Consider the following 12,909-nt stretch of genomic DNA (forward strand, 5'->3'; position numbering starts at 1 on the left):
ATATCAAACTACTTTTTCTAATTAAATTTTATCTCATGCTCTTTAGCGTTGGTCATTTTCTCAAGAACTGGCAGGCTGGTGTTAATTACTTTAGCCATGTGATTGAAATCCATTTCGCTAATCTCATCATCGACATGATGATAGTAAGGGTAATTTTCAAAATCAAAAGTACATACCGTTTGCGCTGGCACCTTAAACTCTTGATAAAAAGGATAGTTATCGGAACGCTTAAAAAGGTTGTACTCGGCTGCTTTAGGCAAAAACCCAAAAGCTTCCGCCCCAGCATATGTGTTCATTACAGAAGCCATAGTAGACTCATTATACCCTGTAATATAGGTGAGTTCTTCTCGTTGCATCGGAACTCCAATCATTTCAAAATTCAGCATAAAATAAAGTGGCATGTTTTGATCTTTTAACTTTTTAGCCAAATGCTTTGATCCTAAAAGCCCTTTTTCCTCGGCTGAAAACAGTACAAATAACATACTTCGTTTATTGGTATTGTTGTTTCCAAAATACTTTGCTAATTCAATAACAGCACTTGTACCCGAGGCATTATCATTAGCCCCATTGGCAAGTGAATCTCCACCAACTGGTTTACCCTGCCCAATATGATCGTAGTGCGCTCCAACAATAACAAATTCTTCTTTGAATTGCGGATCATTACCCTCTACCCAACCTACAACATTATATGCGGGCTGCTCATAATTGGTAAGGGTATCCCCATAAGTTTCAAAATACGGTTTAACCCCGTTTTGACTAAAAATATTTTCAATATAGGCTGCAGACTCTGCTATTCCTTCCCCACCGGTATCTCTACCTTCCCTCTGGTCGGAGGCTAAGAAATTCATATGTTTAGCAACCTGATCTGGGGTTACTTGATAGTTTTTCTCCGCTACACTTGTGGTGCTCTTACATCCTATAACTAGCAGAGCAAGTACAATTATTATTTTGTTCATCAGTAGTTGTCTTATGATTTAAATATACCAAAAATCCCGCATTAAGCGGGACTTTGTATCATTAATTAATAACGAATTGCTAATTAAGCTAGCATCGTTACTGGGTTTTCAATATAAGCTTGTAGAGTTTGCAAGAATTGCGCCCCCGTTGCACCGTCAACCGTTCTGTGATCACATGCCAATGTTAACTTCATGGTATGACCTACAACAATCTCACCGTTCTTAACCACTGGTTTTTCAACGATTGCTCCAACAGATAAAATTGCTGAATTTGGCTGATTGATAATAGAGGTAAATTCTTGAATTCCAAACATTCCTAAATTAGAAACAGTAAAAGTACTGCCTTCCATCTCTTGAGGAGTAATTTTTTTGTTTCTAGCCTTTCCTGCCAACTCTCTAACATTGCCTCCGATTTGCGTCAAGGACATTTGGTCAGCGAATTTCAATACTGGTACTAAAAGTCCTTCATCCACCGCTACAGCAACACCGATATGAACATGGTGATTGTACTTTGTCACATCATCCTTCCATGTTGTATTTACTTGTGGATGCTTTTTAAGTGCCATTGCACAAGCCTTCACGACCATATCATTGAATGAAACCTTAATATCAGGTAGTGCATTAATCTGAGACCTAGAAGCCATTGCAGTACTCATATCTACCTCTATAGTTAGGTAATAATGAGGCGCTGAATATTTAGACTCCGCTAAACGTTTAGCAATAGTCTTACGCATTTGCGAATTTTTCTTTTCTTCAACGTGCTCTTCCCCTGCAGGAACAAATGGTGCGGCTGCAGAAGCTATATCACTAGCCTGATCAGTTTTTACTTCAGGATCTTTAGCCGAAGGTGTATAATTCTCTACATCTTTCTTAACGATCCTTCCGTTTTCACCGCTTCCTTTTAATTGACTTAGGTCAATTCCTTTTTCTTCAGCAATTTTCTTAGCAAGTGGTGAAGCAAAAATTCTTCCACCAGCACTATTGCTGTCAGTTGATTCTTTTGGCTTTTCTTCTTTTTCTTGTTCTTGTGATTTATCAGCAACTTTCTCAGCCTTAGGAGATGAAGCTGCTGCGCTACCTCCTCCTTTAACTGAAGCGAGAACAGCCTCTACATCGGTCCCATCAGGGCCAATAATAGCCAATACATCATCTACTGGCGCAGATTGTCCTTCTTCTATTCCAACATACAATAAGGTACCATTATAGAAAGATTCAAATTCCATGGTCGCCTTATCGGTTTCGATTTCGGCTAGGATATCACCTTCTTCAACTTCATCTCCAACCTTTTTAAGCCATGAGGCTACGGTTCCTTCCTCCATGGTATCACTTAAGCGTGGCATGGTTACAACCTCAACACCTTCTGGCACTTCACCACCAGCAGCCTCTTGAGACTCCTGAGCCGATTCTTCTTCTTTTGGAGCCTCAGACTTGGCCTGGTCTTTAGTATCTTCTTTGGCACCACCACCAGAGATCAGTCCTGAAATATCTTCTCCTTCTTCACCAATGATGGCTAAGAGAGAATCTACTGGAGCACCATCTCCTTCTTGGATTCCAATATGTAATAAGGTACCCTCATAAAAAGATTCAAACTCCATGGTAGCCTTATCGGTTTCTATCTCGGCGAGGATATCCCCCTCTTCAACTTTGTCTCCTACGTTTTTCAACCACTTAGCAACAACACCTTCCTCCATGGTATCGCTGAGTCGTGGCATATTAATAATTTCTGCCATTGTTCTTAAAGTTTATGTGGTAAAAATGGATAATCTTCTTGTTCGTACACAGCGTCGTACATAATGTTCTTTTCTGGGAACGGTGACTCTTCAGCGAATTTTTCACATTCACTAACTCTGGCCTTCACACTTTTATCAATCTCTTTTAATTCAGATTCTTTGGCGTATTTCTTTTTAAGAATAATATCCTTTACTTGTGTAATTGGGTCAATTTTTTTGTATTCTTCAACCTCTTCTTTGGTACGATAGTGTTGTGCATCACTCATAGAGTGTCCACGATATCTATAGGTTTTCATTTCTAAGAATGTAGGCCCTCCCCCTTTACGAGCTCTTTCAACAGCTTCGTGTACAGCTTCTGCTACTTTAACAGGATCCATACCATCCACTGGACCACAAGGCATATCAAATCCTAGTCCAAGTTTCCAGATTTCTTGTTCTTTGGAAGTTCTTGCCACAGATGTTCCCATGGCATATCCGTTATTTTCACAAATGAAAACAACAGGTAAATTCCACAACATAGCAAGATTAAAAGTTTCGTGTAAGGAACCTTGTCGTACTGCTCCATCACCCATATAACAAAGGGTCACTCCTTCTCTTTTGAAGTATTTATCAGCAAATGCAAGTCCAGCTCCTAATGGAATTTGTCCACCGACAATTCCATGTCCTCCATAAAAGTTATGTTCTTTCGAAAAGATATGCATCGAACCTCCAAGACCTTGGGAAGTTCCAGTCGCCTTTCCATATAATTCAGCCATCACCCTCTTAGGATCAACTCCCATTCCAATGGGCTGAACGTGATTCCTATAGGCGGTGATCAATTTGTCGGTTTTGGGATTAATGGCATGCAGCGTTCCAGCTAAAATAGCCTCTTGTCCATTATACAGATGAAGAAATCCTCGAACTTTTTGCTGAATGTATACTGCAGCTAATTTATCCTCAAACTTTCTCCAAAACAGCATGTCCTCATACCATTTCAAGTAAACTTCTTTTGTAACTTTTTTCATTTATATTTTTCTTTTTGCAAAAACATGAATACCCCATCAAAGGAGACGAATCACTTTTAAAAATAACAAAGCTTTTTCAAAAGCACTACAAAAGTAGCGTTTTAAGTACAAAGAGTAAAAATGAATTAAACCTTTTATCTAAGATTTTTGTTAAATAAGATTTAAAGTAGCTTTCCCAAAGGTCAACGGAAGTAAATCTTTTACAGAATCTGCCTTAACTACCTTGCCGGTCTCGCCCATAAAATAAATCGCAATTGGTTGATTTTGATTCTCTTCGTATTCAAAAATGGATTGACGACAACCACCACATGGCGGTGTGGGAGTTAATACTGCAAAATTATCGGAAGCCGCAGAAACGAACAAGCTTAAAATTTTAACCCCAGGATATAAGGTGCCAGCTTGATTTATAGCCACACGCTCAGCGCACATCCCAGATGGAAATACGGCATTCTCTTGATTAGTACCAAGGACAACCTCTCCGTTTTCGAGTTCTAAAGCCACACCAACTTTAAATTTAGAATATGGCGCATAGGCTTTACTTCTTATATTCACCGCTTTTATCATAAACTCTTTCTGTTGCTCGGAAAGTTCGCTTACAGAATCATATACCGTTAGGGTTGTATTAATCTCAAGTTTTTTCATATTTTGATCTTATAAGTAAAGCAAATTACGAAATATTTCCCTTAACTTTTAATTGTAATACGGATCACCGAAATTAAAACTCACAGAAAACCGCAATGTGTTTTCTAACGGGTTGCGAAGATCAGAGGTAGAAAACAAATACGAAAAATCTATTACAGCGGTCCTAAAATTAAAACCCGCTCCAAGAGTAAAAAACTGCCTAAACCCCTTTAAATCACTCTCATGAAAGTAACCAGTACGAAGTGCAAGTGCATCGTTGTAACGGTATTCTAACCCAAGGGCCCAGGTGATTTCTTTTAACTCTTCACTAAAACCATCTTGTGCATCTCCAAAGGAAGAAAACATTCCGTTAAGAAAACTCTTAGTATAAAAATCATCATTGATATCAATGTCTCCATCCTGATCAGAATCACTAGGAGACGGTACCAACAACTTATTGAATTCAACATGCACACCCAATTCACTCACGGGGCTGAAAATAAAATCAAAACCACCACCAAGTTTTAAATTGGTTGGTAAATAACTTTCTCTCCCTTCTTCATCGTATTTAAGCTTTGGCCCTACATTAGATAAATTAAATCCTGCTAACCACCGACCATTAAAACTATTATAAGCAATGTCTCTGGATCTAAAATACCCAGCTACATCCACCGCACCAGAACTCGCTGCAGAAGCATCAATGTTTTCAGTTTGTATTTTAAGGTCAGAGCGCAAATATCGTGCTGCCACTGCCATAGAGAAAGTTTCACTTAATTTAAGAGCATAGGATACATCAAAGGCCAATTCATTAGGACGTTCAATAATAGGTGCCATCCCACTGTGGTATCCTGCTTCTGTGATTTTCTCAATATCCCCTAGACTAAAATATCTTAAACTCGCAGCCCACGAACTACGGTCGTCAATTTTATTATAGAAAGTCAGATTTAAAAGCGCAATATCATTGACTAGTTTACTCAGATAAGGCGTATAGCTCATACCCACTCCCATGGCCTGTGTAGCAAAGGCGTATTTCGCTGGATTCCACTGCTGGGAAAACACATCAGTTGGGGTGGCAATACCAACTTCCCCCATTCCACCAGCACGAGCATCTGATGCAATGGCTAAAAATGGAACTGCAGTACTGATGACACGATATTCGGTATTATCTTGAGCTATCACAGGGAATGAATAAAGTAACAGACTGATTAGTAGGAGGGTATATTTCATTAGGTCATTTGGTTTCTTAAAACAAATATAATTTTAAATTGACGTTTTACAAATCATAATTTAAAGTGACTAACATTTAGATAACGTAAAATCCATAATTTTCTTATGATTCATTAAAATTACTCTTAGGGTGTTCTGAGGCCAAAAAATTCCGATGATCACCCATAATTAGATGTTGAGTTCAACATATTATCTGCCCAGTTATGTTTACTACCTAAGCACCACCATATACTAAAATCTCATTTTATTCGTTTTGACAACAGACACACCAACTTTGACAACATTATACTTACAAATTCGATGAAAAAAATTGGAATAATTTACTTAATTGCTATATTGCACACATATTTAAGACAACTCAAATCTTAATCATGAAGAAGTATCTATTTAACCCATACGTATTATGTTTGGTTGCGTTAGCAGGGTTTACTAGCTGTAGTAACTCCTCTAAAAACACTTCCAGAGCTACTGGTTGGCAGATTAACTCCAACGAAGGTGGCTTTCAATACAACACAAACTTCAAGGAACAGGAAACCGCACCAGGGCTCGTATTTATAGAAGGAGGAACTTTTGTAAGAGGTCAGGTACAGGACGATGTCATGCACGACTGGAATAATACTCCCACCAGGCAACACGTCCAATCATTTTATATGGATGAAACAGAGGTCACCAACAAAATGTACATGGAATACCTCGATTATTTAAAAAGTGTTTATCCTCCAGATGACCCAGCGTATGCGAACATATACAAAGGAGCTCTTCCCGATACATTAGTTTGGAGAAACCGATTGGGTTACAACGAGGTAATGACCAATAATTACCTACGTCACCCAGCCTATGCGGAGTACCCTGTAGTTGGTGTTAATTGGGTTCAGGCCGTGCAATTCTCCGAATGGAGAACAGATCGTGTAAACGAATTGATGTTAGAGCGTGAAGGATATCTTGCTAAAAACAGTAAGTATGCCGCTGTAAGCGGTGAAACTCAAGGAACCTTCAGCACTGAAACATACCTAAATAGCCCTGAAAATGTATATGGCGGTCAAATCGACTCATTACAAGGTAGAGCAAAAAGGGACTCCACCAATGTCTTTGCTAAACGTTCAAGTGGAGTGATCATGCCATCCTATAGGCTCCCTACTGAAACAGAATGGGAATATGCTGCGGCGGCTTTAATTAGCTCTAGAGAATACAACAATTATAGAGGGCGAAAAAAATATCCATGGGAAGGTGAATACACCAGAAGTGGGAAAAGAAGAAACCGAGGTGATCAATTAGCGAACTTCAAACAAGGGAAAGGTGATTATGGTGGAATTGCAGGTTGGTCAGACGATGGAGCTGATATTACTGCACAGGTAAAATCATACCCACCAAATGATTGGGGGCTTTACGATATGGCAGGTAACGTTGCTGAATGGGTAGCAGATGTATACAGACCTATTGTCGATGATGAGGCTAATGACTTTAATTACTACCGAGGTAATGTATATATGAAAACGGCTATCGGAGAAGATGGCAAAGTACAAATTGTAGGAAGAGATGAAATCGTCTATGATACTTTGAGCAACGGAAGAATTGTAGCTCGAGATCTACCTGGAGAAATCGCCATGATTCCAGTGGATGGTGAAGACACCTTCTTAAGAACAAATTTCGATACAAGTGACAACAGAAATTATCGTGACGGAGATAAAGGCTCCTCAAGATATTACGATATGTTCTCAGATGATCAGTTGGATGACTCCCAAAGAATGTACAACGCTCCAGAAAACGTAATTAGAAGAGATTCTTTAGGAAATATCATCAAACAGTTTGACGATTCCAACACACGAACCACTATGATTAGTGATGAAGTTCGCGTATACAAAGGAGGATCCTGGAGAGATAGAGCGTATTGGCTTGATCCAGCACAGCGAAGATACCTTCCTCAGTATATGGCTACGGATTATATAGGATTTAGATGTGCCATGTCAAGAGTAGGGTCTAAAGCCAAAAAGGAGAAGACTCCAAGACATTAAAAAAAATAATAGTTGTTATTTATATAGAGTCCCGATTTATTCGGGGCTTTTTTTTTACTTTTACCCCTATGGAAATAGCATCACTTCACGAGATTTTTCTCCGCTCCAAAGGCGTTGTAACAGACACTAGAAAAATAGAAGAAAACAATTTATTTTTCGCACTTGTTGGAGATCATTTTAACGGAAATGAATTCGCCGTTCAGGCTATAGAAAAAGGAGCTTGTTTCGCTGTTATTGACAATGCTAATTACCATATCGGAGATCGTACTATTTTAGTTCAGGACAGCTTAAAAACCCTACAGGAGCTAGCTAAATATCATAGACAACACCTAGGTCTTCCAATACTAGCCCTTACAGGAAGTAATGGAAAAACCACCACCAAAGAACTCCTTAATGCAGTTTTGTCAAAGAAGTTCAAAACCGTAGCGACTACTGGAAATTTAAACAATCATATCGGAGTACCACTTACGCTTCTCTCTATGGATCAAAGCACAGAGTTTGGAGTGGTTGAAATGGGAGCAAATCACGCGAAAGAAATAGAATTCTTATGCGATATCGCCCTACCCGACTATGGTTATATCACCAATTTTGGAAAAGCTCACCTAGAAGGCTTCGGAAGTCTTGAAGGAGTTATACACGCTAAAAGCGAATTGTACCAACACCTTATCGAGCACGAAAAAACGATCTTTTACAATCTAGAAGATCCAATTCAGAAGAAGAAATTAATGACCCATACTAAGGTGTACGGATTTGCCTTAACAAAACACAACCCTGCATCAGATATTAAAATCGAACTCACCCAAAACCATCCATTTGTCAGCGTACATTTCAATGATACTGAAATCCGGACAAATCTCATAGGATCCTATAATTTTACCAATATTGCAGCAGCCATTTGCGTAGGGTCTTATTTTAAAATAGATGAGCAGGATATCAAGGTGGCTATATCAAATTACACACCTTCAAACAATAGATCACAAATCGTTGAAAAGGGCAAGGTTAAAATCATTTTAGACGCTTATAACGCAAACCCTTCAAGCGTACAAGCCGCTTTAAATAATTTCGCGGATCTAGAGCAGAAAAACAAGGCTGTCATCCTAGGCGATATGCTAGAACTTGGCGCTGAAGCAGCAACAGAACACCAGAATATTGTAGACCAACTTTCTGAGCACGGCATTGAAAATGCTTATTTAATAGGTGAAAATTTCTATAAAACTAAAGGCTCACAATTAAAGTTCAAAAACTTTGAAGAGTTCAAGGAGGCTTTCCCAAGAACATTGAAGAAAAATAAGGACGATTTATTTTTAATAAAAGGTTCAAGAGCAATGGCTTTAGAACGCACATTGGAGTTGTTCTAACCTACCTCGAGCATCATACAACTCTGAGTTTTCAAAAGACAAACATAAAAGGAATCTCTTTACACTATGCTCTAGAGAGGATCTCATTTTTAATCATTAGCAACTTCTAATCTAGATGAATGTCCTGTTAGATTGTTATAGGTCGTATCTTATCCCAAGACCTAGTAAATATTCTTTTTACGCAATTCTTATTTTATCTTAACCATAGTGGGAATGTCACTATCAGCTACAGTAATTACTGATGTAGAATATTTTGGGATAAAATGGAATTAAGTTCGGTCTATACACCAATTACAGCGCATAAAAAAAGAGGCTTTTAGCACTTAAAAACCTCTTTTTCAATTCTTCAGAAACTTAATTTCTTGTAGCGAGATCGGGAATTGAACCCGAGACCTCCGGGTTATGAATCCGACGCTCTAACCGACTGAGCTACCTCGCCTTTTTGCTTTAGCGGGTGCAAATATATAAACAAATTTCGGTCAATCAAATCAAAGTGTAAAAATATTTTAATTAAAAAATAGGTGAAGTTGAACTTAAATAATTATATTGTCGCTTTATATAATATTATGATTTATTTATGGAAGAGAAAGTTAAATACGAGTTAGAATTCCCTATTCATTCCTCCCCGCAGTTACTGTATCAATACATATCAACACCTTCTGGCCTTTCAGAATGGTTTGCAGATAATGTAAACTCAAGAGGAGAGGTTTTCACCTTCATATGGGACGGCGCAGAAGAGGTGGCAAAATTAATTAGAAAAAAGAGTGGAGAGCTAGTAAAATTCAAATGGGATGAAAGCGGAGACGACACTTTTTTTGAAATTAAAATAGTGGTAGATGAAATAACCAAAGATGTTTCCTTAATGATTACCGATTTCACTGAAGAAGACGAACTAGAAGAAGCTAAAATGCTATGGGAAAACCAAATTTCTGACTTAAAACAAGTATTGGGTTCCGCTTAGGATTCTTAATTGTTATAAAGTATATTTGTGCCTTGAATTTTCAAGGCATTTTTTTATGGTAAATTTTAACGGAAGACTATTAGAAAAAGGAACTGCATTTCTCGATGAATCCAATCGTGGTTTGCGATATGGCGACGCATTATTCGAAACTATCCGAGTGGTAAATTCAAAGATATTCTTCTGGGAGCCTCATTACCTAAGACTCATGGCCTCGATGCGTATAATGAGACTTCCTATTCCTATGCATTTTACCATGGAGCAGCTCGGAGAAGAAATCTTACAAACCTTAAAAGCAAATTCTTTAGAATCGAAAGCGGCTCGAGTTCGACTAACTGTCTTTAGAGACCAAGGAGGATACTACACTCCTACTAGTACCGATGTATCTTATATTATAGAAGCATCCGCTTTAGAAACGCCTTTTTACACTAGCTCCCAACAACCCTATGAAGTAGAACTTTTCAAAGATCACTACCTTGACGCAGGTCTGTTGTCCACTATTAAATCAAGTAATAAATTAGTTAATATCCTAGCTGGAGTCTTTGCAAGTGAAAACGGGTATCAAAACTGTCTTCTTCTAAATCAGCATAAAAACGTCATTGAGGCCTCTAATGGAAACTTATTTCTAATTAAAAATAACACCATTAAAACCCCGCCTATCACCCAAGGTTGCCTCAACGGAGTCCTCAGAAAGCAACTCATTGAAATTATCAAAAAGACACCAGAGTTCGAACTAGAAGAAGAACCTATCTCTCCTTTTGAACTACAAAAGGCTGATGAGATGTTCATAACCAATGTGATATCAGGAATTACTTCGGTAACCAAGTACCGTAAAAAACAGTACAATAACGAGGTTGCCAAAACGCTACTTGGACGATTAAATGCCCACGTGCGACTGCTTTAATTAAGTAGTGGATTTTCTGGGGTATTGGACCAAAGCAAATAGTCGCCACCGAGTTCAAGCATTTTTTCCCTCCAAAAAGACAGGGAGGATTTCTTGATAACATTACTCTTATACCTATTTTCTGATACCACCCAAGAACTACTTGATAGCTCTTTATCGAGTTGCATTGTATCCCAACCAGAATAACCTAAAAAGAATTTTATATCTGAATCCTTTATTCGCTTGTTATTTATCAGTTCAACGATTGTTTCAAAATCGCCTCCCCAATATATTCCGTTGGAAATTTCAATACTATTGCTAATAAGCTCGGGAACTTTATGAATAAAGTACAAATTATCCTGCTCAACAGGACCACCATTATACACTCTAAGAGAAGTGTTCACCTCTGGAATAAGCTCACTGAGATCAAATTCCAAGGGCTTATTTAGAATAAAACCAATAGATCCTTCATTGTTATGCTCAGCGAGCAAGACTACAGAACGATTAAAAGCTACATCACCTATAATGGAGGGTTCGGCAATTAGCAAATGGCCTTTCTTCGGAGTTAAAGCAACCATAAGCGCTATATTTTTTCTTTTAAATCTAAGAAAAAATCACAAACCGTCAAATAATTGTAAGATTTTTTTAACCCTATAAAGCAAAAAAGGCACCCATAATGAGCGCCTTTAAATAATATGAAATGATAAGTTAGATTAGTTTACAGCGTCAGCTAACTCAGAACCAGCTTTAAACTTAACTACATTTTTTGCAGCAATCTTAATTGTTTTACCAGTTTGAGGGTTTCTACCTTCTCTAGCTGATCTTTTAGAAACTGACCAAGATCCAAATCCTACTAGAGAAACACGTCCTCCTTTTTTCAATGTACCTTCTACACTACCTAAAAAAGATTCTAGTGCTTTCTTTGCTGCAGCTTTGGTTATTCCTGCGTCAGCAGCCATCGCATCGATTAATTCTGTTTTGTTCATAATTTAAAGATTTAAAAATGAATATACGGTTAAACATTTATTTAATTCGCTACACAAAATTATACGGATTTCATTCTCACGCAAGTAATATCAAGGGAAATCCACGCATTTGTTAATAACTTCGCTTGATTGTTAATAAAGTGGCTTGCTTTTTATAGAATCCTACTACCCTAACGATGACGCGGCCTTAGCGCATTTTAGCTTCAGAATTAAATGAAAAACCATTCAGAACATCTTTAATGGGCATTCTTCGTTTGCCAGCAAGTTGAATTTCATTTAAGATAACAAAGCCATTGGAACAAGCTATTTTAAGCTTCTTATCCTCCACCAAAACAGTGCCAGGTTCTAGATTATGATCTGTTACAATTACAGCACTATCATATACCTTTAAATTTACCTTCTCTTTATTGCCGTTATCCAAAACTGTCCAAGCCGAAGGGTAAGGACTCAGGCCTCTTATTAAATTATGAATAACATCAGCACTTGTATTCCAATTGATTCTTGTATTATCCTTATTTAACTTATAGGCTGTTTTTTCAGCTCCTAGCTGTGGTTGTTTAGTAGTCGTAACTTTATTAGATGCTATTTGCCGAAGTGTTTCCACCACAAGCACTGCTCCCTGATTCATTAATCGATCATGTAAATGCCCTGCGTTCTCATCCTCTTCAATATCCGTAGTACGCTGGGCGATAATCTCTCCAGTATCAATTTTATCGTCTATAAAAAAAGTAGTCACTCCAGTTTGATTTTCTCCATTAATTAATGCCCAATTAATTGGAGCGGCTCCTCTATACTGGGGAAGTAAAGAAGCGTGAAGGTTAAAGGTCCCAAATTCAGGCATATCCCAAACCACCTTCGGCAACATTCTAAAAGCAACTACAACCTGCAAATTTGCCTGTAGAGTCTGTAAAGAAGTTATGAAATCTTCATCCTTTAAGTTGGTTGGCTGAAGGACTTTCAATCCCTTTTCTTGGGCAAATTTTTTAACAGCTGATTGTTGAACTCTGCGACCCCGTCCAGCTGGGCGGTCAGGTGCGGTAATTACACCAACGACCGTGTAATCATTATCTAAAATATGCTTTAAGGTAGCGACGGCAAAATCTGGTGTACCCATAAAAACTATGCGCAAATCTCTAATCATGAATGTTTAAATTTAATTTTCAAAATTACACAA

Annotated in this window: 12 protein-coding genes and 1 tRNA gene; 4 read left to right on the forward strand and 9 right to left on the reverse strand. The window is 38.0% G+C overall.

The features are described 5' to 3' along the window. Positions 1-17: 17 nt before the first annotated feature. The 5 genes from I215_RS05540 to porV form a co-directional block, all read right to left on the reverse strand. A complete protein-coding gene (locus tag I215_RS05540) occupies positions 18-956 on the reverse strand; it encodes a M28 family metallopeptidase (RefSeq protein ID WP_008990983.1) in 939 nt (312 codons plus the stop codon). 83 nt (positions 957-1,039) lie between these two features. Next, entirely contained in the window at positions 1,040-2,686 is a 1,647-nt protein-coding gene (locus I215_RS05545) for a pyruvate dehydrogenase complex dihydrolipoamide acetyltransferase (RefSeq protein WP_008990984.1), read from the reverse strand. Positions 2,687-2,691: 5 nt separating this feature from the next. Next, positions 2,692-3,690 carry a pyruvate dehydrogenase (acetyl-transferring) E1 component subunit alpha gene (pdhA, locus tag I215_RS05550; protein ID WP_008990985.1) on the reverse strand — a complete coding sequence of 333 codons (999 nt, stop codon included), beginning with the start codon at positions 3,688-3,690 and terminating at the stop codon, positions 2,692-2,694. Between the two features lie 150 nt (positions 3,691-3,840). Next, the gene (locus I215_RS05555; RefSeq protein WP_008990986.1) at positions 3,841-4,332 is read right to left on the reverse strand and encodes a cytidine deaminase; all 492 of its coding nucleotides are present in this window, start codon (positions 4,330-4,332) and stop codon (positions 3,841-3,843) included. Between the two features lie 48 nt (positions 4,333-4,380). Further along, the gene (gene porV, locus I215_RS05560) at positions 4,381-5,538 is read right to left on the reverse strand and encodes a type IX secretion system outer membrane channel protein PorV (RefSeq protein ID WP_008990987.1); all 1,158 of its coding nucleotides are present in this window, start codon (positions 5,536-5,538) and stop codon (positions 4,381-4,383) included. A gap of 371 nt (positions 5,539-5,909) precedes the next feature. On the opposite strand from porV, the gene gldJ reads away from it, so the two are divergent. Next, entirely contained in the window at positions 5,910-7,550 is a 1,641-nt protein-coding gene (gldJ, locus tag I215_RS05565; protein WP_008990988.1) for a gliding motility lipoprotein GldJ, read from the forward strand. Positions 7,551-7,618: 68 nt separating this feature from the next. Continuing rightward, positions 7,619-8,908, forward strand: coding sequence for a UDP-N-acetylmuramoyl-tripeptide--D-alanyl-D-alanine ligase (locus I215_RS05570; RefSeq protein ID WP_008990989.1), 1,290 nt, complete (start codon positions 7,619-7,621; stop codon positions 8,906-8,908). Positions 8,909-9,273: 365 nt separating this feature from the next. Here I215_RS05570 and I215_RS05575 read toward each other — a convergent pair. Further along, positions 9,274-9,347, reverse strand: a tRNA-Met gene (locus I215_RS05575). 138 nt (positions 9,348-9,485) lie between these two features. Here I215_RS05575 and I215_RS05580 point away from each other — a divergent pair. Beyond that, entirely contained in the window at positions 9,486-9,869 is a 384-nt protein-coding gene (locus tag I215_RS05580) for an START-like domain-containing protein (RefSeq protein ID WP_008990990.1), read from the forward strand. 55 nt (positions 9,870-9,924) lie between these two features. Further along, complete coding sequence (locus I215_RS05585; protein ID WP_008990991.1) at positions 9,925-10,770, forward strand: aminotransferase class IV; 846 nt, start codon at positions 9,925-9,927, stop codon at positions 10,768-10,770. Here the strand turns inward: I215_RS05585 and I215_RS05590 are convergent. The 3 genes from I215_RS05590 to fmt all read right to left on the reverse strand — a co-directional run bounded on the left by I215_RS05590 (position 10,767) and on the right by fmt (position 12,876). Further along, positions 10,767-11,327: a YqgE/AlgH family protein gene (locus tag I215_RS05590; protein ID WP_008990992.1), complete on the reverse strand. Its 561-nt coding sequence runs from the start codon at positions 11,325-11,327 to the stop codon at positions 10,767-10,769. The genes I215_RS05585 and I215_RS05590 overlap by 4 nt on opposite strands. A 135-nt stretch (positions 11,328-11,462) precedes the next feature. Beyond that, on the reverse strand, positions 11,463-11,735 hold the full coding sequence (locus tag I215_RS05595) for an HU family DNA-binding protein (RefSeq protein ID WP_008990993.1): 273 nt from the start codon (positions 11,733-11,735) through the stop codon (positions 11,463-11,465). A gap of 187 nt (positions 11,736-11,922) precedes the next feature. Next, positions 11,923-12,876 (reverse strand): methionyl-tRNA formyltransferase, encoded by a 954-nt coding sequence (gene fmt / locus I215_RS05600; RefSeq protein ID WP_008990994.1) that lies wholly within the window; start codon positions 12,874-12,876, stop codon positions 11,923-11,925. Positions 12,877-12,909 lie beyond the last annotated feature (33 nt).

This window comes from Galbibacter marinus, from assembly GCF_000300875.1.
GTDB lineage: Bacteria > Bacteroidota > Bacteroidia > Flavobacteriales > Flavobacteriaceae > Galbibacter > Galbibacter marinus.

What these genes read in the sequence shown, in the direction of transcription:
- I215_RS05540 (WP_008990983.1), bottom strand. Translation starts at nt 956, where the DNA reads ATGAACAAAATAATAATTGTACTTGCTCTGCTAGTTATAGGATGTAAG.
- gldJ (WP_008990988.1), top strand. Translation starts at nt 5,910, where the DNA reads ATGAAGAAGTATCTATTTAACCCATACGTATTATGTTTGGTTGCGTTA.
- I215_RS05595 (WP_008990993.1), bottom strand. Translation starts at nt 11,735, where the DNA reads ATGAACAAAACAGAATTAATCGATGCGATGGCTGCTGACGCAGGAATA.
- porV (WP_008990987.1), bottom strand. Translation starts at nt 5,538, where the DNA reads ATGAAATATACCCTCCTACTAATCAGTCTGTTACTTTATTCATTCCCT.
- I215_RS05555 (WP_008990986.1), bottom strand. Translation starts at nt 4,332, where the DNA reads ATGAAAAAACTTGAGATTAATACAACCCTAACGGTATATGATTCTGTA.
- I215_RS05570 (WP_008990989.1), top strand. Translation starts at nt 7,619, where the DNA reads ATGGAAATAGCATCACTTCACGAGATTTTTCTCCGCTCCAAAGGCGTT.
- I215_RS05585 (WP_008990991.1), top strand. Translation starts at nt 9,925, where the DNA reads ATGGTAAATTTTAACGGAAGACTATTAGAAAAAGGAACTGCATTTCTC.
- pdhA (WP_008990985.1), bottom strand. Translation starts at nt 3,690, where the DNA reads ATGAAAAAAGTTACAAAAGAAGTTTACTTGAAATGGTATGAGGACATG.
- I215_RS05590 (WP_008990992.1), bottom strand. Translation starts at nt 11,327, where the DNA reads ATGGTTGCTTTAACTCCGAAGAAAGGCCATTTGCTAATTGCCGAACCC.
- fmt (WP_008990994.1), bottom strand. Translation starts at nt 12,876, where the DNA reads ATGATTAGAGATTTGCGCATAGTTTTTATGGGTACACCAGATTTTGCC.
- I215_RS05545 (WP_008990984.1), bottom strand. Translation starts at nt 2,686, where the DNA reads ATGGCAGAAATTATTAATATGCCACGACTCAGCGATACCATGGAGGAA.
- I215_RS05580 (WP_008990990.1), top strand. Translation starts at nt 9,486, where the DNA reads ATGGAAGAGAAAGTTAAATACGAGTTAGAATTCCCTATTCATTCCTCC.